This window comes from Streptomyces sp. NPDC060000 (assembly GCF_042737375.1).
Classification (GTDB): domain Bacteria; phylum Actinomycetota; class Actinomycetes; order Streptomycetales; family Streptomycetaceae; genus Streptomyces.
Map to the genome: position 1 here is coordinate 123,383 of NZ_JBHWUU010000008.1, position 18,569 is coordinate 141,951.

At 72.1% G+C, this 18,569-nt stretch carries 16 protein-coding genes, 1 tRNA gene and 3 pseudogenes; 8 read left to right on the forward strand and 12 right to left on the reverse strand.

From position 1 onward, the window contains the following. Positions 1-81: 81 nt before the first annotated feature. The 6 genes from ACFWBB_RS07130 to ACFWBB_RS07155 all read right to left on the reverse strand — a co-directional run bounded on the left by ACFWBB_RS07130 (position 82) and on the right by ACFWBB_RS07155 (position 4,933). On the reverse strand, positions 82-978 hold the full coding sequence (locus tag ACFWBB_RS07130) for a glutathione S-transferase C-terminal domain-containing protein (RefSeq protein ID WP_385267970.1): 897 nt from the start codon (positions 976-978) through the stop codon (positions 82-84). A 147-nt stretch (positions 979-1,125) separates the two neighbouring features. After that, a complete protein-coding gene (locus tag ACFWBB_RS07135; RefSeq protein WP_385267972.1) occupies positions 1,126-1,248 on the reverse strand; it encodes a putative leader peptide in 123 nt (40 codons plus the stop codon). A 288-nt stretch (positions 1,249-1,536) separates the two neighbouring features. Then, positions 1,537-2,346, reverse strand: a complete 810-nt coding sequence (locus ACFWBB_RS07140) for an NAD(P)-dependent oxidoreductase (RefSeq protein ID WP_385267974.1) — start codon at positions 2,344-2,346, stop codon at positions 1,537-1,539. Positions 2,347-2,357: 11 nt separating this feature from the next. Continuing rightward, a complete protein-coding gene (locus ACFWBB_RS07145) occupies positions 2,358-2,858 on the reverse strand; it encodes a DoxX family protein (protein ID WP_385267976.1) in 501 nt (166 codons plus the stop codon). Positions 2,859-3,255: 397 nt separating this feature from the next. After that, complete coding sequence (locus tag ACFWBB_RS07150; RefSeq protein WP_385267978.1) at positions 3,256-4,185, reverse strand: carbohydrate kinase family protein; 930 nt, start codon at positions 4,183-4,185, stop codon at positions 3,256-3,258. 58 nt (positions 4,186-4,243) lie between these two features. Then, positions 4,244-4,933, reverse strand: coding sequence for a class II aldolase/adducin family protein (locus ACFWBB_RS07155; RefSeq protein ID WP_385267980.1), 690 nt, complete (start codon positions 4,931-4,933; stop codon positions 4,244-4,246). Between the two features lie 58 nt (positions 4,934-4,991). Here ACFWBB_RS07155 and ACFWBB_RS07160 point away from each other — a divergent pair, with 58 nt between their 5' ends. The 3 genes from ACFWBB_RS07160 (at position 4,992) to ACFWBB_RS07170 (ending at position 8,286) form a co-directional block, all read left to right on the forward strand. Continuing rightward, on the forward strand, positions 4,992-5,678 hold the full coding sequence (locus ACFWBB_RS07160; RefSeq protein ID WP_385267982.1) for a TetR family transcriptional regulator: 687 nt from the start codon (positions 4,992-4,994) through the stop codon (positions 5,676-5,678). A gap of 750 nt (positions 5,679-6,428) precedes the next feature. After that, a complete protein-coding gene (locus tag ACFWBB_RS07165; RefSeq protein ID WP_385268033.1) occupies positions 6,429-6,785 on the forward strand; it encodes a hypothetical protein in 357 nt (118 codons plus the stop codon). 205 nt (positions 6,786-6,990) lie between these two features. Beyond that, a complete protein-coding gene (locus ACFWBB_RS07170; RefSeq protein ID WP_385267984.1) occupies positions 6,991-8,286 on the forward strand; it encodes a chloride channel protein in 1,296 nt (431 codons plus the stop codon). On the opposite strand, the gene ACFWBB_RS07175 is transcribed toward ACFWBB_RS07170, so the two are convergent. Further along, positions 8,246-10,063 (reverse strand): glycoside hydrolase family 15 protein, encoded by a 1,818-nt coding sequence (locus ACFWBB_RS07175; protein ID WP_385267986.1) that lies wholly within the window; start codon positions 10,061-10,063, stop codon positions 8,246-8,248. The two genes, ACFWBB_RS07170 and ACFWBB_RS07175, sit on opposite strands and share 41 nt — an antisense overlap. A 526-nt stretch (positions 10,064-10,589) precedes the next feature. Between ACFWBB_RS07175 and ACFWBB_RS07180 the strand changes: the two genes are divergently transcribed. From ACFWBB_RS07180 to ACFWBB_RS07190, 3 genes are all read left to right on the forward strand, one after another. After that, the gene (locus ACFWBB_RS07180; protein ID WP_385267988.1) at positions 10,590-11,552 is read left to right on the forward strand and encodes a DUF389 domain-containing protein; all 963 of its coding nucleotides are present in this window, start codon (positions 10,590-10,592) and stop codon (positions 11,550-11,552) included. Positions 11,553-11,746: 194 nt separating this feature from the next. Then, positions 11,747-12,202, forward strand: a complete 456-nt coding sequence (locus ACFWBB_RS07185) for a DUF6325 family protein (protein WP_385267990.1) — start codon at positions 11,747-11,749, stop codon at positions 12,200-12,202. A gap of 81 nt (positions 12,203-12,283) precedes the next feature. Next, the gene (locus tag ACFWBB_RS07190) at positions 12,284-14,032 is read left to right on the forward strand and encodes a cation:proton antiporter (RefSeq protein ID WP_385267992.1); all 1,749 of its coding nucleotides are present in this window, start codon (positions 12,284-12,286) and stop codon (positions 14,030-14,032) included. A 481-nt stretch (positions 14,033-14,513) separates the two neighbouring features. Here ACFWBB_RS07190 and ACFWBB_RS07195 read toward each other — a convergent pair. Next, a pseudogene (locus ACFWBB_RS07195) lies at positions 14,514-14,732 on the reverse strand (SDR family NAD(P)-dependent oxidoreductase); the annotation flags it as partial. A 235-nt stretch (positions 14,733-14,967) separates the two neighbouring features. Then, the gene (locus tag ACFWBB_RS07200) at positions 14,968-15,384 is read right to left on the reverse strand and encodes a hypothetical protein (protein ID WP_385267994.1); all 417 of its coding nucleotides are present in this window, start codon (positions 15,382-15,384) and stop codon (positions 14,968-14,970) included. Positions 15,385-15,655: 271 nt separating this feature from the next. On the opposite strand from ACFWBB_RS07200, the gene ACFWBB_RS07205 reads away from it, so the two are divergent. Then, positions 15,656-15,937: an SHOCT domain-containing protein gene (locus tag ACFWBB_RS07205; protein WP_385267996.1), complete on the forward strand. Its 282-nt coding sequence runs from the start codon at positions 15,656-15,658 to the stop codon at positions 15,935-15,937. Positions 15,938-15,995: 58 nt separating this feature from the next. On the opposite strand, the gene ACFWBB_RS07210 is transcribed toward ACFWBB_RS07205, so the two are convergent. Both ACFWBB_RS07210 and ACFWBB_RS07215 read right to left on the reverse strand, forming a co-directional pair. Beyond that, positions 15,996-16,069: transfer RNA gene (locus ACFWBB_RS07210), tRNA-Pro, on the reverse strand. Between the two features lie 44 nt (positions 16,070-16,113). Then, positions 16,114-16,773 (reverse strand): annotated as a pseudogene (locus ACFWBB_RS07215) (hypothetical protein); the annotation flags it as partial. Between ACFWBB_RS07215 and ACFWBB_RS07220 the strand changes: the two are divergent. Continuing rightward, positions 16,769-16,944, forward strand: a pseudogene (locus tag ACFWBB_RS07220) (TetR family transcriptional regulator); the annotation flags it as partial. The pseudogenes ACFWBB_RS07215 and ACFWBB_RS07220 overlap by 5 nt on opposite strands. Before the next feature lie 9 nt (positions 16,945-16,953). Here the strand turns inward: ACFWBB_RS07220 and ACFWBB_RS07225 are convergent. Next, positions 16,954-18,156, reverse strand: a complete 1,203-nt coding sequence (locus tag ACFWBB_RS07225) for a serine hydrolase domain-containing protein (RefSeq protein WP_385267998.1) — start codon at positions 18,154-18,156, stop codon at positions 16,954-16,956. Between the last annotated feature and the right edge of the window lie 413 nt (positions 18,157-18,569).

Below are 18,569 nucleotides of genomic sequence, written 5' to 3' on the forward strand. Positions count from 1 at the left end.
CTGACGCTCATGACCGTTCTGGGCGGTAAGTAAGACAGTCGCCCGAACGAATGTCAACGGCGGTCCAGTGGATGGACCGGGTCAGGGCCGCTTGACCTGCGGTCGGACCGTCGCGGCCTCCGCCGCGTGGGTCTCCCAGTCCAGGATCTGGACGGCGGCGCCGGCGGCCTCCAGGCCCTGGCAACGGGCGTGGTGGCGACGGGCGATGGCGTCCAGGTCGAGGTGTGCGCCGAAGGCCGGGTGGGCGGCCAGACGGCGGGCGTAGGCCCACAGCGCCGGGTGGTCGGCGATGCGGTGCACGGCGGCAGCGTCGAGGTGGTGGCGGTGCACGGTGTCGAGCTGGACCAGCGCGACCCACAACTCGACGTCCGCGGCCGTGACCTGATCGCTGATCAGGTGGTCGTGGGCGCCGAGCCCCCGCTCCAGTACGCCGAGCGTGGTGAGCAGCGTGTCGAGGCCGGCGGCCCGCTCCGCCTCCTGCGCGTCGGCCGCTCCGGCGCGCTGGGCGGCCTCCTCGATGCCCTGGGCGCACATCCGCTCGACGGCCTCGATCTGCGACTCGGCGCCGCACGGGTACAGGGTGGGCCGGCCGCCGCCGAACCTCCGGGCGAGGTCGCGGGCGATGTCGGGTCCGTGGCTGCTGACGATGCGCCCCGACCAGTCGTCGCTGAGCACCGGCGCGAGGGCCGGTCCGGTGTACCGGTGCGCGCTGGCGTCGTACAGCGGGCGCAGCGCCGAGTGGCCTCCGTCGGGGCAGTCAGGGACGGCCGGCAGGAAGGTGACGGGGCAGGCCCTGTCCAGGCCGAGAAGGCCGTGGGTGACGGCGATGCGCAGACAGTCGGGGTCGGCCGCCGCCAGATGGAGGCGGTAGCGGCGCGGCACGGCGTAGTGGCCGCTGCGCGCGTCCCGGCCGATCCGGCCCCGGAAGGCGGGGGCGGGGCGGGCGGACAGGTGGGCGGACAGTGGTGTGACGGACATGACTCTCCCCGGGGGCGGCACGCACGGCGGACGTGCGCGCGGCGGATGCGACGTCGAAGAAGGAGGTGCGGGTCTCGTCCACGCGTGCCGGGTGCGGCCGCGGCCGCGGACACCGCCGGTGCGGTTCGGGGTGGGGACGGTCCCGGCTCAGCCCTGGGGCCTGATCGCGCTGGAGACGCGCTTCAGGTCGATGTGACGACGGGAGGTGAGGAGGGGCGACGACCACACCGTGCGGCTCGCTCGGCCGGTGATCGACTCCAGTCGCCCCATCTGTTTCCCTACCCGTTCACTAGGATTCCCGGATCGAGTGTCGATCCGTCCGGAGCCTCCGTCAAGGGGGCGTCCACCAGGTGAGTACCGGATGGACGCCCGGTGGGTACCGGAGGAGCCTCGGGAGCGGCCCCGGCGAGTGTGCGGCCAACGGATCGGATCTCCGCACCCTCCGCATGCCGCCCCGTCACCAGGGCACACTCCCTCGCACCGGGGGACGGTGTGCCCGCGCACATCCGGCCGGCCCGGCGGGGTGAGGGGACCGCCGGCCTGCCGGGCCGGGAGTCCTCACCACCCCATGGCGTCCAGGGCCGCGCGGGCGGCGTCCCGGACCGGGCCCCTCCCGGCCGCCTGACCCGCCGCGTCCGCCACCTCGCCCAGCAGGCGTACGTCCTTGGCCAGCAGCCCGCCCACGTGCGCGCCGACGCGGTCGAGGGTGCCGCCCGTTTCGGCGACCCGCTCCAGCGCGAAACTGGCGGCACTGCCGCGCGGCAGGATCCGTCCGAGGGCCGCCGGATCGAGACCCAGGGCGCCGCCGAGCGCGAGGGTCTCGGCGGCCAGCCCCAACTGGGCGGTGAACAACGTGTTGTTGAGCAGTTTGGCGACCTGGCCCGAGCCGACGGGGCCCAGATGGACGACCGGGTCGCCGTACGTGGCGAACACCGGGCGGCAGAAGGCGAACACCTCCGGGTCCCCGCCCGCCATGACCAGCAGGGTGCCCTGTTCGGCGGCCCGTCCGCCGCCGCTGACCGGGGCGTCGAGCACGGACACGCCCCGCGCCGCGGCCCGTTCGGCGAGGCGGCGGCAGGTGTCGGGGTGGACGGTGGAGTGCACCGGGATCACCCCGCCGGGCCGCAGCTCCTCCAGCACGCCGGAGGCGACCTGCTCCACATCCGCGTCGGCGACCACACACAGGCACACCAGGTCACTGTGGGCGGCCAGTTCGGCCGGGGAGCCGGCGGTCCTCGCGGCGGTGCCGGCGAAGGGTTCGAGACCGGCGGGGCGGCGGGCCCACAACGTGGTCGTGAAACCCGCCTCGACGATCCGGCGGGCCATGGGCGCGCCCTGGCCACCCAGTCCGATGAAACCCACGCGCATGGGACGCCTCCTCAACTCTCCTTCTGCGGACGCCAGAAGACGGCCAGCAGACCGGCCGTCGCGACGACACCCACCCCGAGCACCACACCGGCGCCCGTCCATCCGGTCACACTGATGTCGGCGGCCTCGTCCACCGCGTACTCCCCCGGCCCCCACGCGCCCAGCGCCACCGCGAGGACGCCCAGGACGAGGACGTACTCGTAGCCCTCCTTGAACACGAAGAAGCCGTTGGGGCGGTGCGCGAGCAGGCCCGCCACCAGCATCACGGACAGCACCGCCGCGCACGCCAGAGGGGTGAGGAAACCGGCCAGCAGCAGGACACCCGCGCCGAGTTCGGTGAGGACGCTGAGCCACGCCTGGAGTCTCGGACGGGTGAGTCCGAGCCCGCCGAACCAGCCGGCGGTGCCGGATATGCCGCCTCCGCCGCGCCAGTGGTTCCAGCCGTGCGCCAGCATCACCGCGCCGAGCACGATCCGTACGAGCAGCAGTGCGGTGTCCGAAGCCTCGCCCATGGCCATGTCCCCTTGTCCGTCGGAAACGCCCGCACACCCGGCGCGCGCTCCTCGGCGAAGGCGAGCGCGTGCGGGCGGCAGGCGAGAGCGGTACGGCCGACGCCGGTGTGGTGACCCGCGCCCGCCTGCTCGTGGCGTACCACCCGTGGGGCTCCCGTGAACATGGACGCGGGCTCCGCCGGACTTTCCGGCCGCGGGGTGCGGCGGGGCAGCGGCCCGGCCGGCCGCGCCCGGATCACCGTCTCGCTCGACCGCGCCGTCGGGGGCAGCCAGCTCTCCGGGGCGGACCGCGGCGCGCACTCGCCCGGACACGGCTCGGCGCCGCCCTCACGGGCCGGTCCGACCGGGAACGGGAACGGCGGCCGTCCGCCCTCCCGTGACCTGCGCCGACGTCCTCTCAGGTGCGGGACTTGGTCGTCGCGGCGAAGGCGTCGGCCGCGGTGAGGTCGAAGTCGCCGTGGTCGCTGCCGAGCCCCTGCGCGACGAGCGCCGCGGCGGCGCTGCCGAGCACGGCGGCGTCGCCCGGCGTACGGCCCAGGCTCACGCCCCGCAGATAGCCGGCCGAGAACGCGTCGCCGCACCCGGTGGTGTCGACGACGTCGACCACGAAGGCGGGGACCGGTTCCGCGCCGTCCGCCGTCACCACCAGCGCGCCGTCGCCGCCGCGCGTGACGGCGACGACGCCCGCACCGGCCCCGAGGAGTTTGCGCGCCCCCGTCAGCAGGTCGGTCTCACCGGTGAAGCCGAGCACCTGGTCCTCGTTGGGCAGCAGATGGTCGATGTAGGGCAGGGCCGCCTCGATCTGCTCGAAGCTGCCGAGGACACCGGGGGCCAGCAGGTCCACGGAGGTGACGACGCCGTGTTCCCTGGCGTACGACAGGATGCGCGTGGCGACGTCGACGCCGATCAACTCCGGTCCGCCCAGGTGCAGATGGTCGGCCTCGGCGAGGGCGTCCCAGGGCACGTCGTCGAGGCCGTAGGTGATGTTGGCGCCCAGCAGGTGCAGTGAGGGGCGGTCGCCGTTGGGCCGGATCGGCAGGACGCTCGCGGACGTGGCGGTGTCGGTGCGGCGGACGAGGAACCCGGTGTCGATGCCGGCGCTCTCGAGCAACCGCACCAGCAGGTCGCCGGTCGGGTCGGAGCCGATGGCGCCGGCGCTGCGCACCTGCGCGCCCAGCTTGGCGAGGGTGAGAGCGGTGCCGCCCGCGGTTCCGGCGGCGGTCATCCGGATGTCCTCGACCAGCGTCGCGCCCTGGCCCTCGGGTATCTCCTGCACCGGCCGCACCAGTACGTCCAGGACGTGCACGCCCATGGTGAAGACCTTCATCGGCGTTCCCCCTGCGTCGGCTGCCTCGGTCGCTTCGGTTTCGTCGGCTTCACAGGCTTCATCGGCTCTCCTCCTGCGCGGGTGGTACTACCGGGTGAGTGGTGCCGTAGTCGCGGGCGATCGCCGCCTCGATCACGGCGAGTTGCTGCTGCTCGTCGAGGACGCGGGGCCGGCCCATGGCCGCCGCGCGCTGGTAGACGCCACAGGCCCACTCGAGGAGCAACGCGTTCTCGACGGCCTTGTCGAGGGTCGTCGCATGGGTGACCGCGCCATGGTTCGCCAGCAGGGCCGCGCTGCGGCCGTCGAGCGCGGTGAGCACCGACTCGGCCAGTTCCGGGGTGCCGAAGGTGGCGTAGGGCGCGACCCGGACCGTGCCACCCAGGGCCAGCAACTGATAGTGGATGCACGGGAGTTCGTCGAGGACGCAGGAGACCGCGGTGGCCATCGGGGCGTGGGTGTGGACGACCGCGCCGGCTCCGTAGCGGCGGTAGACCCCGAGGTGCAGGTCCAGTTCCGAGGTCGGCCGCAGGCTCCCCGCCACGACCTTGCCCTCGAGGTCGGTCACGGTCACCTGGTCCGGGGTGAGTGCGGCGAGGGCCGCTCCGGTCGCGGTGATCGCGACCCGGTCCCCGACGCGTACGCTCACGTTCCCGGCCGTGCCGATGAGGAGGCCTTCGGCCCCCAGGCGCCGGCAGGCGTCCGCGACGGCGGTCCGCTCCTGACTCAGCGCCGAGCTTGAGGCGGTCATGGGCGCGAAGGTAGCGTAAACGTGAAACAAAGTCACGTTCAGATTTGGAGGCAGTTCCTTGGTCCACGCGACCACCGGTTCCGGCGGCGCCACTCCGCTGCGCCGCACGCCACGGCAGGCGCGCAGCAGGGCACGTCTGGCCCTGCTGCTGGAGGCCGCCGAACGCATCCTGGTCGGCGAGGGCGTCGAGGCGCTCACCACGACGCGGGTCGCGGCCGAGGCGAAGGTGTCGGTCGGTTCGCTGTACCAGTACCTCCCCGACCGTGACGCGATCATCGACTCCCTCGCGTCGGGCTACTTCGCCCGCCTCGAAGACGTCATGGACGACCTGGTCCGGACCGCGGCGCGGGAGCAGGAGCGGGAGCGGGAGCAGGAGCGGGAGCAGGAGCTCTGGGACGATCCCGTGGGCGTCCTCGTCGACACCTTCGCCCGTGTCTACCGCACCGAACACGGTTTCCGTGCCCTGTGGTTCGGCAGCGGGCTGACCGAGCGGACCCGGGCCGCGGACCGTGAGCACAAGCGGCGGATGGCCGACGGGATCCGCCGGGTGCTGCTCGCGCTGGGCGTCGCCGGCGACGACGAGGCTCTCGCGAGGGCCTGCCACGCCGCGATCCTCGCCGCCGACGCCCTCGCCCAGGAGGCCTTCCGCCGCACCCCGGAGGGCGACACGGACCTGCTCGACGAGGCGAAGGCCATGCTGCGCTCCTACCTCACGGAGGTCGCCACCCGCTACGAGCGACGGTGACCGACCGGCGTCGGGCGGCCGTCCCGCCGGGCCCCTGACGGCAGAGCGGACGGAAGCCCTGCCGGGACATCGCCTCGCGCCCTGATCGCAGACCCGGCAGCCGCCCGCCCCGCGCCCTGGCAGGAGACGTCGCGGCATCTCCGACGGCACACCCGCCGGGGCACCGGCTCGCGCCCTGACGGGCAACCAGGCAGGCGTCCGGCTCGCGCCCTGGCCGGGACACCACGCGCTGTCCCCGGCGGCAGACATGCCCGGGCACCGGCTCGCGCCCCGGCAGGAGACCAGGCAGCCGTCCAGCTCGCGCCCCGGCAGGGACACCACGCGCTGTCCCCGGCGGCACACCCGCCGGGGCACCGGCTCGCGCCCCGGCAGGAGACCAGGCAGCCGTCCAGCTCGCGCCCCGGCAGGGACACCACGCGCTGTCCCCGGCGGCAGACATGCCCGGGCACCGGCTCGCGCCCCGGCAGGCGTCCGGCTCGCGCCCTGGCAGGGACACCACGCGCTGTCCCTGACGGCACACCCGCCGGGGCACCGGCTCGCGCCCTGACGGGAGACCGGGCAGCCGTCCCGGCGCACGGCCTGGCGGAAGCTCCGGCGGGTCGTCGGAGGGAGAACCCGTGGGGCTGCCTCGGCTCTCGGCCTCGCGGGGGCGAAAGTCCGTGGGCGTCGGGCCGGGTCGGTCGGTAGCGTCGGGGGTCCGCCGCCGGCCCCGTCGGTGGTCGTCGCACCCGGAGAGCGCATCCCATGACCATGACCAGGCAGCACCGAGCCACCACGACCCTGTGGCGTCCCACCGGCCCCAAGGAGCTGGAGCTGGTGCGCGAGCTCGACTGGCGTGCCTGGCCACCCCGCCTGCCCGAGCAGCCGATCTTCTACCCGGTCCTCGACGAGGATTACGCCATCAAGATCGCCCGGGACTGGAACGTCAAGCACGACGGCGCCGGCTACGTCACCCGCTTCGAGGTCGACACCGAGTTCCTGCGCAGGTATCCGGTCCAGCAGGCGGGCGGTCGGACGATCCTCGAACTGTGGGTGCCGGCCGAGGAGCTGGACGAGTTCAACGCCCATCTCGTGGGCGAGATCGAAGTGGTGCACGTCTTCTCGTGACGCCCGGCCCGTTGCTCAACCGGAGGGTTTCCGGGCGATGCCGCGTGGCTCGGAGGGGCATCGCGCGATCCGGTGAGTAATCTCGCGCTGCCCAAGCCGCGTTGTCTCCGAGCCGAACCGGGAGAGACCCATCACCGAGCCGAAGCGCGAAGAGGCAGGGACCGCTCCGGGAAACCAGCCCCAGGAGGCCGACCAGCTGAGGGACATGCTGCGCCGGCCGGAGTACCGGCGGGCGCTGGTGTTCTGCGGTGTGATCGGCATCCCGGTGTCGTTGGCCGCGTTCTGGTTCCTCGTCCTGCTCCATGAGCTGGAGAACCTGCTCTGGGTGGACTGGCCGCACCATCTCGGGTGGGCTGATCCGCCCTGGTGGTGGCCGCTTCCGCAGGCCCTGGTGTCGGGCGTGCTCGTGGCGCTGGTCGTCCTGTGGTTTCCCGGCAGGGGCGGGCACATCCCGGCGGCCGGCCTTCACCCGGGCGGGACGTCGAAAGCCGCTCTCCCCGGCGTGGTGATCGCCGCGCTGGCCAGCCTGCCGCTGGGTGCCGTGCTCGGACCCGAGGCACCGATGATCGCCCTCGGCGGCGGTCTGGCCCTGCTCTTCCGGGATCTCGTACGCGCCCCCGCGACCGAGGCGGGCACGGCGCTGCTCGGCGCCGCCGGCGCGGCCGCGGCCATCTCCGCGATCTTCGGCAGCCCGCTCGTCGCCGCCGTACTGCTCATGGAAGTGGCCGGAGTGGGCGGCACCCAGCTGTTCGCCGTGATGCTCCCCGCCCTGCTGGCCAGCGGAATCGGCGCCATCGTCTTCACCGGCTTCGGCCACTGGACCGGACTGCAGACCGGGAGCCTCGACATCGGGCTGCCCGCTCCGCCGCTCCTCGACACCGGGGACGTGGTGTGGTCACTCCTGATGGCCGTCTTCATCGGGGCCGTCATCCACTGGGTCATCGTGGGAGGACGTCTCGCGGCGGGTTTCGTCGCGGCACATCCGCTGCGCAACACGGTGCTCTGCGCACTCGCCGCCGCCGGCTGCGCGGCGCTCTACGCGGTCGTCACCGGCCGCTCGCCGTCGGACGTCTCGCTGTCCGGCCAGGCCACCCTGGCACAGCTCGCCGCCGACCCGCACGCGTGGCCGGTCGGCAGCCTGGTGGGGGTCCTGGTGTTCAAGGCTCTCGCGTACGCGCTCTGTCTGGGCAGCCTGCGCGGCGGCCTCGTCTTCCCCTCGCTGTTCCTGGGCGGCGCGCTGGGTGTGCTGCTCGCGCCCCTGCCGGGACTCGGTGTCGTGCCGGGTATGGCGGCGGGCATGGCGGCCGCGTCCGCCGCCGCGCTCCGGCTGCCCGTCAGCTGCGTGGTGCTGGTCGTCCTCGTGGTGGGCCACCCGGGATCGGTGCCGGTGATCGTGCTCGCCGCCGTGGTGTCGTTCGTGACCACCGAACTGCTGCCGCAGGGCCCGGGGATTCCCGCCTTCACCTCGGGACGGCGTCGAGGGCCTCGTCGAGTGTCGTAGCGGCCATGATGAGGGAGAGATGGGTGAAGGCCTGCGGGAAGTTGCCCAGTTGCTCCCCGCTGGGTCCGATCTCCTCGGCGAACAGGCCGACATGGTTGGCGTACGTCTGCATCTTCTCGAAGGTGTAGCGGGCCTGGGGCAACCGCCCGGCGCGGGCGAGGGCGTCGACGTAGAGGAACGTGCAGAGACTGAACGTGCCTTCGGAGCCGCGCAGTCCGTCGGGGGACGCCGCCGGGTCGTAGCGGTAGACGAGGCTGTCGGAGACGAGGACGCGGTCCATCGCGTCGAGGGTGTTGAGCCAGCCGGGGCTGCGCGGCGACACGAATCCGACCCGGGGGGCCAGCAGCAGGGAGGCGTCCATGACGTCGCCGCCGTAGTGCTGGACGAGCGCCTGCTGCTTCTCGTCCCAGCCGTGTTCCATGACCTGTTCGAGGATCGCGTCCCGGGCCCGGGTCCAGCGCACGGTGTCCGCGGGCCTGCTGAACTCGGCGGCCAGCCGCAGACCGCGGTCGAAGGCGGCCCAGCACATCACCCGGCTGTAGGTGAAGTCCTTGCGACCGCCCCGGGTCTCCCAGATCCCTTCGTCGGGCCGGTCCCAGGAGTCGGCGAGCCAGTCCAGCATGCGGGACAGGCCCTTCCAGCCGTGGTAGCCCGCCTGTTCGCCGATCTGGCGGCTCTCGGCGAGGGCGTAGAGGGCCTCGCCGTAGATGTCGAGCTGCAACTGGTCGGAGGCCGCGTTGCCCGCCCGGACGGGGTAGGAGCCCCGGTAGCCCTCGAAGTGCTCCAGGATCTCCTCGGTCAGATGGGGGTCGCCGTCGACGCGGTACATGATCTGGAGGGGTTCGTCGTCGGGTCCTTCACGGGCGCCCAGGCGGTCGCCGAGCCAGTGCGTGAAGCGGGTGGCCTCCTCCACGAAGCCGAGGTCGAGCAGGGCCCGCACCGACAGGGAGCCGTCCCGTACCCAGGTGTACCGGTAGTCCCAGTTGCGTTCCCCGCCGACCTGCTCGGGCAGGCCCATCGTCGCGGCGGCGACCGGCGCACCCGAGGGCGCGTACGTGAGGAGCTTGAGGGTGATGGCCGAGCGGTGCACCATCTCCGTCCAGCGGCCGCGGTAGCGCGAGGTACGCACCCACTTCTGCCAGAACTCGACGTTCTCCCAGAGCCCGTCGGTGATGCTCTCGGTGGTCGGGGGCGGGGGCGCCTCCCCGCCGGGCGCGCACACGGTGAACACGACGGCCGCCGTCTCCCCGGCCTGGAGGGTGATGGCGCCCCGGACGTCGTGCCCGTCCCGTTCGAGCGGGATGGTGCCCTGGAGGTGGGCCGTCGTCCCCGGCGCCCGGAACGTCGCCGTGTCGGGGGTCAGGTCGAGTTCGTGGGCCGCCCGCGCGTAGTCGAACCTCGGACGGCATTCGAGACGGAAGCGGACGGTACCGCGCACGGCCCGTACGACGCGCACCAGCCGGTGCCGGTCGGTGGCCGTCGGGCCGGGCAGGACCGGCATGTGGTCGATGATCTCGCCGACCCCGTCGGGTGACATGAACCGGGTCACCACGACGGCGGTGTCCGGGTAGTAGAGCTGCTTCCAGGTCCCTTCGGGATTGTCGGGCGCGAGGAGGAAGTAGCCGCCGCCGTCGTGGTCGAGCAGCGCGGCAAAGACACTGGGCGAGTCGAAGCGCGGTGCGGCGAACCAGTCGATCACGCCCTGGGACGAGACCAGAGCGGCGGTCTGCAGGTCCCCGACGAGCCCGTGGTCGGCGATGGGCGGGTAGCGGTCCATGGCGTTCTCCCTGAGGCTGTGTCAGCCGGTGCCCGTCCCGCGCGAACGGCGTCGACGAGTGCGTGGCGGTCCTTCTCGTTCCGGGTCGTCCTCGGCCCGCCGCTCCGGTGGCGTGCGGCGCCGGGTGCCGCCGTGGGGCGGGTGCCTGGAGGTCACCCGCATTCGCTCCGCGATGTGGTCGCCGGCACGCGGGGCGTCGGCGCGGGCGCTCGGCGAGGGACCGCCCGCTCCGACGCCCGGGAAGTTCTGGGAGCGTGCTCCGGCCCTGCCGGGGGACGGGACCGTCCGACCCGACCTCCAACGTAGCCCCGGGCGATGTCTCCGGCGAGTTGGGCCGATCGGGTGAGCCGGGTGGCCCGAGGACGGCGAATTCCCGGGTGACGCGCAGGCGATGTGCAAGCCCTTTGGCGGTTCCGGGTCCCGGCACGCCGAGTTGCCGGGCTCGGGGGCCGCCGCGTTAATGAGGGAGCGACTGACGGGGCCCGCGGGCCGGCGCAGCGCACCGTACCGATCCGCGGAGGTCCGGATGGACATGATCCGTGTCCGAGCGGTGTGCCCGCCGGACCTCACGGAACGCGCCATGGCCCTGCTCGGCGCCGAGCCGTGCGTCCTGAACCTGCAGCTCCAGACGGGCGGCGTGCGCAACCCCGACGGTGACGCCATCCAGTGCGACGTCCTGACCGGCGCCGCGAACGAGGTGCTGCGCGGGCTGCGGGACCTCGGGCTGGAGCACCGCGGCTCCCTGGTCCTCGACCCGGTGGACACGGTGTTCTCGGACCGCGCGGCCCAGGTATGGGCCACGGAACTCGGAGCACGGCTGCGTGCGCCGGTGTGGGCGCGGGTGGAGGCCCGGATCCGGGCCGAGGGCAGTTACCCCCCGAGCTTCTACCTCTTCCTGGTCATCGCGGGAATCATCGGCGCGGTGGGCATCATCACCAACTCGCAGATCCTCATCGTCGCGGCGATGGTGGTCGGCCCCGAGTACGGGGCCATCACCAGCGTGGCCCTCGGGATCGACAACCACTCCCGGCCGAGAGTCGCGCAGGGCCTCATGGCGCTGCTCCTGGGCTTCCTGCTGGCCGTCGCCGCGACCTTTCTGTTCGCTCTTCTCGTCCGTGGCCTGCACCTCCAGCCGGAGGCCTTCGAGCGGGGAGTGCGGCCCGTCTCGAATCTGATCAACACCCCCAACTTCTTCTCGGCCGTGGTGGCGGTGCTGGCCGGGATCGTCGGCATCGTCTCGCTTACGGAGGCCCGGACGAGCGCCCTGCTCGGCGTCTTCATCTCGGTGACCACGATTCCGGCGGGGTCGGACATCGGGGTCTCCGTGGCGTTCGGCAGCTGGGACGAGGCCCGGGGCTCCCTGTTCCAGCTGCTGCTCAACATCGTCGTACTGATCCTGGTCGGGAGCGGCACGCTCAAGTGCCAGCGGGCCATCTGGCGCCGGGTGAGCGCACGGCGGCACGGGCGCGCGGCCGGGCGGACGACGTAGCGGCGGTGCGCGCGGCCGTGTCCGGGGACTCCGGGGACTCCAGGGACTCCAGGGACTCCAGGGACTTCTGGGACTCCGGGACCGACGCCCGGCGGGTGGGTACCGCACCGAGGTGCGGGCGCCTGTGTCCGATGCTGGAATGAAATCCGAGGACAACGGGGTGCCGAACGCCGTGACCATTCAGGGGTGAAGCCGTGAGCGATGAATTCGTCGAGATGGGACCGATCGACTATGTGGTCGTCGAGTTCCCCGGGAACCGCATGACCGGCGAGGGCTTCCCCCTGTTGGTCGATCTGGTGGACCGCGGCCTGATTCGGATCCTCGATCTGCTGTTCGTCAGAAAGGACGAGGACGGATCCGTGGTCGGCCTGGAGATCGCCGACCTCACCGGCGACGGAGCCCTTGACCTGGCCGTCTTCGAGGGTGCGTCCTCCGGCCTGCTGGGCCAGGACGACATCGACGAGGCCGGCGCCGCCCTGGGGCCGGGCAACTCGGCGGGAATCCTGGTCTACGAGAACCTGTGGGCCGCGCCCTTCGCCACCGCCCTGCGGCGCGGCGGCGCACAACTGGTCGCCTCCGGGCGGATTCCGGTACCGGCGATCCTGGCGGCGCTGGACGAGACGGACGACGTCCGGCCGCCGAGGACGTGACGTAAGGGACTCCGCCACGGCGGGTCACGTAGTCGGGCGGGCCGGGGCAAGCTCCTCGTCCGTGCGGGAGGCGGCGTCGCGGTGACGGAAGACCAGGTGTTCCTGGGCCTCGGCCTGATCGTCGTACTGGCCGTCGGTTCCCAGGTGGTGGCGCACCGGCTGCGCGTCCCCGCGCTGATCGTTCTGCTGCCCGTCGGATTCACCGCGGGTGCGCTGACCGACGACGTCGACCCCGAGCGGCTCCTGGGCAGCGCCTTCTCCCCGCTGGTCTCGCTGGCCGTCGCGGTGATCCTCTACGATGCCGGGCTCGGTCTGGACCTGAGGAGGTTCAAGGCCCACACCCGGCGGGTCGTGGTGCGGCTGATCTGGTTCGGCGCACTGGTCACCGGTGCATCGGCGGCGCTGGTGGCCATGCCGCTTCTCGGGATGTCGCAGGGCGCGGCCGTGATGCTCGGAGCGATCCTCGTCGTGTCCGGGCCGACGGTCGTCGGCCCGCTGCTCGTCTTCGTCCGCCCCACGGAGCGATTGCAGCGGATCCTCGTCTGGGAGGGCTCCCTGATCGATCCCGTGGGCGGCATCCTGGGCGCGCTGGTCTTCCACGGTGTCGCGGCCGGCGGGCCCGGCGGCCTCGGAAGCCGGGTCGGCCCGTTCGCCGTCAGCACCGCGGTGGGTGTGGCGGGGGGCATCGCGGGTGCGGCCGTGCTGACGGTGGCGCTGCGCGGGCCGCGGCTCGGAGAGGTCCTCGCCACCACGGTGCAGCTCGCCGCGGTGGTCGCCGTGGCGGCCGCGTGCGACGTCGTCCGGGACGACACGGGACTCATCGCCGCCGTCCTGATGGGGCTGGCGGTGGCGAACCTGTCCGGCACGCGAGTCACCGCCCGGAGGCCGTTCTTCGAGACCCTGGTGGATCTGGTCATCGGACTGCTGTTCATCTCCATCTCGGCCACCGTCAGCCCGCACTCCCTGCGCCATGTACTGCTGCCGACGCTGGGGCTCGTGGCGGTCCTCGTGCTGGTGACGCGTCCCCTGGTGGCGGCGGTGTCGGCGTGGGGAACGGATCTGACGGCCGGTGAACGGGGCTTCCTCGGATGGATGGCACCACGCGGAATCGTGGCCGCGGCCACCGCCTCGACGTTCTCGGCCTCCCTGGCCGACCGGGGTGTGGGCGGGGCCGCGAAAATCCTGCCTGCCACGTTCGTGGTGATCGTCGCCACCGTCTCGCTGTACGGGCTGAGCGCGGCGCCGGTGGCCAGGCGGCTGGGCGTGGTGCGCTCGGCGCGGTCCAGACCGCTGCTCGTGGGCGGGGAGCCCTGGGTGGTCGATCTGGGGCGGGCCCTGCGGTCGGCCGGGCTGGACGTGATGATGTGGGCGGGGCGCGGGGCGGAGCGCGACAGCATCAGGGCCGCCGGGATCGAACTCGCCCCCGGGGAGCTGTTCGCCGCGGCCACGGGTGCCGGCGCGGAGCTCGAGGGACTCACCGGGGTCCTGCTCCTCACCGGTGAGGACGACTTCAACGCACTGGCGGCCACGCGTCTCGAGGGCAGCGTCGAGGGCACGGTCCACCGGCTGCGGCCGCCGGCGGAGAGCCAGGGCGTCATCACTCCCTACACGGGCGGCGAGTTGCTCTTCGATCCGGATCTGACCGGACCCGAACTGACACGGCGCTACGACCGGGGCGCCCGGGTCGTGGCGTATCGCGTCGACGGCGCTCTGCCGGCCGGCCACCGGACGCTGTTCCTGGTACGGGGTGACGGCCGGCTCCTCCCCGTCACGCGGGCCGGCGGTCCCGCTCCGCAGCCGGGAGACATCGCCGTACTGCTGAGTGCCTGACCGTCTGCGGCCGGTGGATTCCCCGAAGGAGGCGACGGCGGCCAGGGTCCGGCCGAGAGCGGCCTGCGGCCGACTGTGGCGTCAAGGGTCGGGCCGGGCTCGTCCGGTTCCGGTGACTCCAGCGTCTCGAACCCTGGCGATGCCGGCGGCGCTGTGGAAGTCGTCGCCCTGGGCACGCACGACGAACGTCACTCCGAACCGCTCGGCGACCGCCTTGCCGATCCGTGATGGCGGGCAGGGCCAGGCCGAAGGGCACGAGCAGGATGTGGGAGCCCAGGGTGAAGACCATCAGTTCCCGGGCGGCGGCAGTTGAGCGGGGCCGTCCGCCGACAAGTGGTCGATCGCGCTGTTCACATGGTTCTCGGCGGTGGCTCGTCCCGGACGGCTGAGGCGGGGCGGGTCTCAGCCGTCCGGGTGGCGAATCCGGGGAACAGCGTCATTCCGCCGACGACGCAGATCGTGGTACCCACCAATGGATTCCCTTGGCCGCTTCCCGTGCGCGCAGGAACTGTCCGGTCAGATTCACGTCCAGCACCTTGGTCACTGGTCCAGGGTCATATCGGTGACGGGGGAATCCCGTTGGAGTCCCGCATCGGCGACCATGACGTCGGTGGTCCCGAACTCCTCGACCATTCGGGAAACGATGTCGGCAACCGATCGCCGTGGCTTTGCCGATGCCGGAATTCGCGCCCGTCACCAGCGCCCTCTGTCCTGCGAGGAGCGGGCGGCAGGAGGCCGGCGACCGTCACTGCCGCCGAATTCCACTCCTGTCTCCTTGTGGGTGCCGACGCGCACATCGAGCGGATATTCAGAGGAATCCGCCCGACAACCAGAACACGAGTGGATCAGTACTGCTCGGTGGCGCGTCCACCGTCAGCCACCCCGGGGTGCTCCTCCGCGCCGGACGGCCCGACGGCCGCTCGCCGGGTCGCGCACTACTCGCGGCCTGTTCCGATGCACAGCGCCCAGATGACGAAGCCATCCACGGCGATCAGCACGATGGCCCAGACGGGCTGGTACGGCAGCCACATGAAATTGGCGATCATCGACAGGCCGGCCACGGCGATTCCGATGACGCGTGCCCATACCGCGCCACGGAACAGAGCGGCGCCCGCGAGGACGACCAGCACGCCGAGGACGAGGTGGATCCAGCCCCAACTCGTCAGGTTGAAGTTGTACGCGTAGTTACGCGTGACGACGAATACATCGTCCTTGGCGATGGCGGCGATTCCCTGGAATATCGCCATCAGCCCACCGAAGATCATCATGACCCCGGCGAAACCGGTCCAGCCGGACACCCACGCTCCGCTGCTTGCCGATCCGTGTCGGTGGTGCATTCCGGTCGCGGTCATCTAGGGCTCCTCCCACAGACATCTCGCCACTGACATGTGGCCGTTCGGTTGCCCACGTATCAGCTTGCCACGGGAATGACAGACCGGCACCACACCGCTATTCACGAGGGGGCGGCGCCCGGGCCGAAGTGCGCGGGAAATCCGGCGGTGGTCCAATGGAGGTATCCGGCGCGCACACATCGCGCGCCGGCCGGAGAAGCTGTCTTTCCCGCGTCTCTTTCACGCCTCTTCGCGTCTTTTTCACGTATCTCCGGCGAGAAAGGAAACCACCGTGCCAGGTCTCCTCCGCGGGGTCGCCCGCACAGCCGTGGTGGCCGGTACGGCGACCGCGGTGTCGAACCGGGTGTCGCGCCGCCAGCAGGGGCGCTGGGCCCAACAGGACGTTCAGCAGGCAGCACCGCAGCCGGAGCCGTCCGCCACGCCGCCGGCCGCCCAGCCGGCCGATATGACCAGCAAGATCGACCAGCTGAAGCAGCTCGGAGAGCTCAAGGCCCAGGGTGTTCTCACCGAGGCCGAGTTCGAGGAGCAGAAGCGCAGGATCCTCGAGTCCTGAAAGCGAGAGGCTGTACCGGAGCGACTCCGGTACAGCCTCTGACCTGCGACTTCAAAAGTCGGGACGACAGGATTTGAACCTGCGACCCCTTGACCCCCAGTCAAGTGCGCTACCAAGCTGCGCCACGTCCCGAGGCGTTTCCGCTGCGGTGAACTGCGGGAACGCGCAGGTAGAGCTTACCGCACGGGGGTGGGTGCGGCGGTCGGCAGCTGGTGCGCCGCCGGGTCGGGAAGACACGTCGCGCGGCGGACGGGGACCAGCAGGGCGGCGAGGGCGGCGGTCAGACAGAGCACCGCGAGCAGGGCGAAGCCGTGGGTGTGGCCGGAGCCGTAGGGCAGGCCGACGGCTGGAGGCGGCCGGTGACCAGGACACTGGTGACGGCGGCGCCGATGGACCCGCCGATGGTGCGGATGTTTGGCGTTCATGCCGGTGGCGGCGCCGGTCTGGGCGGCGGGGACGCCGCCCACGATCAGGTTGGCCATCGACGCGAAGGCAAGTCCGATGCCGAGGCCGAACACGCCTGCCACGAGGGCCACTTGCCACTGCTCGTCGTGCCAGAGGGCGAGGAAGCCCAGAGCGAGCGCACCGAGCGCGGCGCCTGTAGTGAGCAGCGCCTTGGCGCCCGCGCGGGACGCGGAGACGATGGGTCCGGGCGCGACCATACCGACGCCAGCGCCGGCGGCGATCACGGCGGACAGGTTGCTGATGCTGCCGGGCACCCGGGAGGGGGCGAACTCGTCCCGGATGATGCCGAAGGAGAGCGGGAAGAGCGCGCCGCCGATGCCCTGGACCACCCGGGCGAGGATCAGGACGCCGGTGTTCGGCGCGAGCGCGGCGGGCGACCCGCTGTTCGAGCGGACGCCGCGGGCCGGGGCGGCCCGGACGGACAGGACTTCGGCGATCTGCTGCGGCTGGTCGCCGGTATCACCGCGACGGCCTTCGTGGACGACGCCCAGCGCGACCGCGTCCTGGCCATCGCCCCGGACGGGGTGCGCGCCGGGCGCTGAGGGGGAAAATCAGCCGGACAGCGGGTGCTGCGGGTCGAGCAGGTCCGCGATCCGTTCGGTGATCGTCTGGGCGGTGTTGCCGCCGGGGGCGTCCGGGCCCACCGTCGTGGACACCGCGATGGACAGCCGCTTGTGCGGCTCGTACGCCATCACGGCCGCGTAGCCGAAGAAGGACGGGTTCTGCACCACCCAGCCGTTCTTGACGATGACGCCGATGCCGAAGTGGAAGTCCTCGGTCATGGGCAGGCAGACCGTGGCGGGGCAGTTCGCGGTGGGATGTCCGAGGCCGACCGTGCCCGGGTCCAGCTGGGTGCGGAACGAGCGCTTGGAGAGCAGTTCGCCCGAACCGACGGCCTGCCCGGAGCGGGCCAGGTCGCAGATGTCCTGGGTCAGGACGGCGCCGGGGGCGGTGGTCCAGGAGGGATTCCAGTAGGTGGACTCCTCGTAGGTGCCGCGTTCGTCGTCGTAGGCGTGCAGCACGGGCGGCGGGATGAGCGCGGTGTCGTTGTTGCGGGTGTTGCGCAGCTTCAGGGGTTTCATGACGCGTTGGCGCAGGAGACGGTCGAGCGGGGTGCCGGAGATCTTCTCCAGGGCGCGGCCGAGGAGGACGAAGTTGGCGTGCGAATAGCTCCAGTTGGTGCCCGGCCGGTACCACAGGGGGTGGCTGAGGGAGATCCCGACGACCTCCTCGGGGGACCAGTGCTGCCAGGGGTCGGCGTAGAGCTTCTTCAGGAAGACCGGGTCGGTGACGTAGTCGTGCAGGCCCGAGGTCGAGTCGCCGAGCATGCGCAGGGTGATCTCATCGCCGTGCGGCAGGTCGGGCAGCCAGCGGGAGACCGGGTCGTCGAGGCGCGCCTTGTGCTCCTGGACGAGCTGGAGCAGCACCGTACCCATGAAGGCGATGCCGACCGAGCCGGTCCGGAAGTGCGCGGCGGGAGTGGCGGGCACATCCGTGAGGGAATTGCCGACCGCGCCGGTGACGAGTTCACGCCCGTCGACCGTGACCTTGACCAGGGCGGCCTTGAGGTCGAGTTCCTTGCGGGCCGCCCGGACGAGAGCGAGGACCTCGCGCGCCTGGCCCCGCGGGGCGCGAGTGGCGGCGCAGGCCCGGTGCTGGTGGTCGGGGGCGGCGGTCACGGCGGCGGCCGCCGTCTGGAACGTCGAGGCGAGGAGAGCGGCGGCGCACAGCAGCGCCGTACGGGTACGCGTCATATGCGAACTATGAGCTGATCGTCACACCGGCCCCCGCGGCAACACTCCGGACAAGCCGCCCGGGACCCGTACGGCCCTCGACCCTCTCGGCCGAACGAACCGGGCCGCACTTCGACGCGGGCGCGGACGCGGGCACGGCACGGGCACGGACCCGCGCACGGACGTGGGCACGGACGTGGACACAGGCGCCGTCCGGGTCGGTTCTCCGACCCCGGTGCCGGGGCAGCCTTTCCCGGTCACTCCGGGGCCGACACACAGAGTTTTCTCCGCCACCCGACCGACGCCGGGAATGTGCGTTGCGATTCGGACAAGCGGTCCAGAGGAACCCATTTCCTGCGGTCGTTCATGTTTCTACAGTGTGAGTGGGGGGTGAACGGGGCCGGTCCGGACAGGAATTCATCCGATTTCCTACG

Excerpts from the sequence above, each read along its gene's own strand:
- ACFWBB_RS07165 (WP_385268033.1), top strand. The coding sequence starts at position 6,429 with ATGACCAGGCAGCACCGAGCCACCACGACCCTGTGGCGTCCCACCGGC.
- ACFWBB_RS07140 (WP_385267974.1), bottom strand. The coding sequence starts at position 2,346 with ATGCGCGTGGGTTTCATCGGACTGGGTGGCCAGGGCGCGCCCATGGCC.
- ACFWBB_RS07200 (WP_385267994.1), bottom strand. The coding sequence starts at position 15,384 with ATGACCGCGACCGGAATGCACCACCGACACGGATCGGCAAGCAGCGGA.
- ACFWBB_RS07180 (WP_385267988.1), top strand. The coding sequence starts at position 10,590 with ATGGACATGATCCGTGTCCGAGCGGTGTGCCCGCCGGACCTCACGGAA.
- ACFWBB_RS07150 (WP_385267978.1), bottom strand. The coding sequence starts at position 4,185 with ATGAAGGTCTTCACCATGGGCGTGCACGTCCTGGACGTACTGGTGCGG.
- ACFWBB_RS07225 (WP_385267998.1), bottom strand. The coding sequence starts at position 18,156 with ATGACGCGTACCCGTACGGCGCTGCTGTGCGCCGCCGCTCTCCTCGCC.
- ACFWBB_RS07135 (WP_385267972.1), bottom strand. The coding sequence starts at position 1,248 with ATGGGGCGACTGGAGTCGATCACCGGCCGAGCGAGCCGCACGGTGTGG.
- ACFWBB_RS07175 (WP_385267986.1), bottom strand. The coding sequence starts at position 10,063 with ATGGACCGCTACCCGCCCATCGCCGACCACGGGCTCGTCGGGGACCTG.
- ACFWBB_RS07170 (WP_385267984.1), top strand. The coding sequence starts at position 6,991 with ATGCTGCGCCGGCCGGAGTACCGGCGGGCGCTGGTGTTCTGCGGTGTG.
- ACFWBB_RS07145 (WP_385267976.1), bottom strand. The coding sequence starts at position 2,858 with ATGGGCGAGGCTTCGGACACCGCACTGCTGCTCGTACGGATCGTGCTC.
- ACFWBB_RS07130 (WP_385267970.1), bottom strand. The coding sequence starts at position 978 with ATGTCCGTCACACCACTGTCCGCCCACCTGTCCGCCCGCCCCGCCCCC.
- ACFWBB_RS07155 (WP_385267980.1), bottom strand. The coding sequence starts at position 4,933 with ATGACCGCCTCAAGCTCGGCGCTGAGTCAGGAGCGGACCGCCGTCGCG.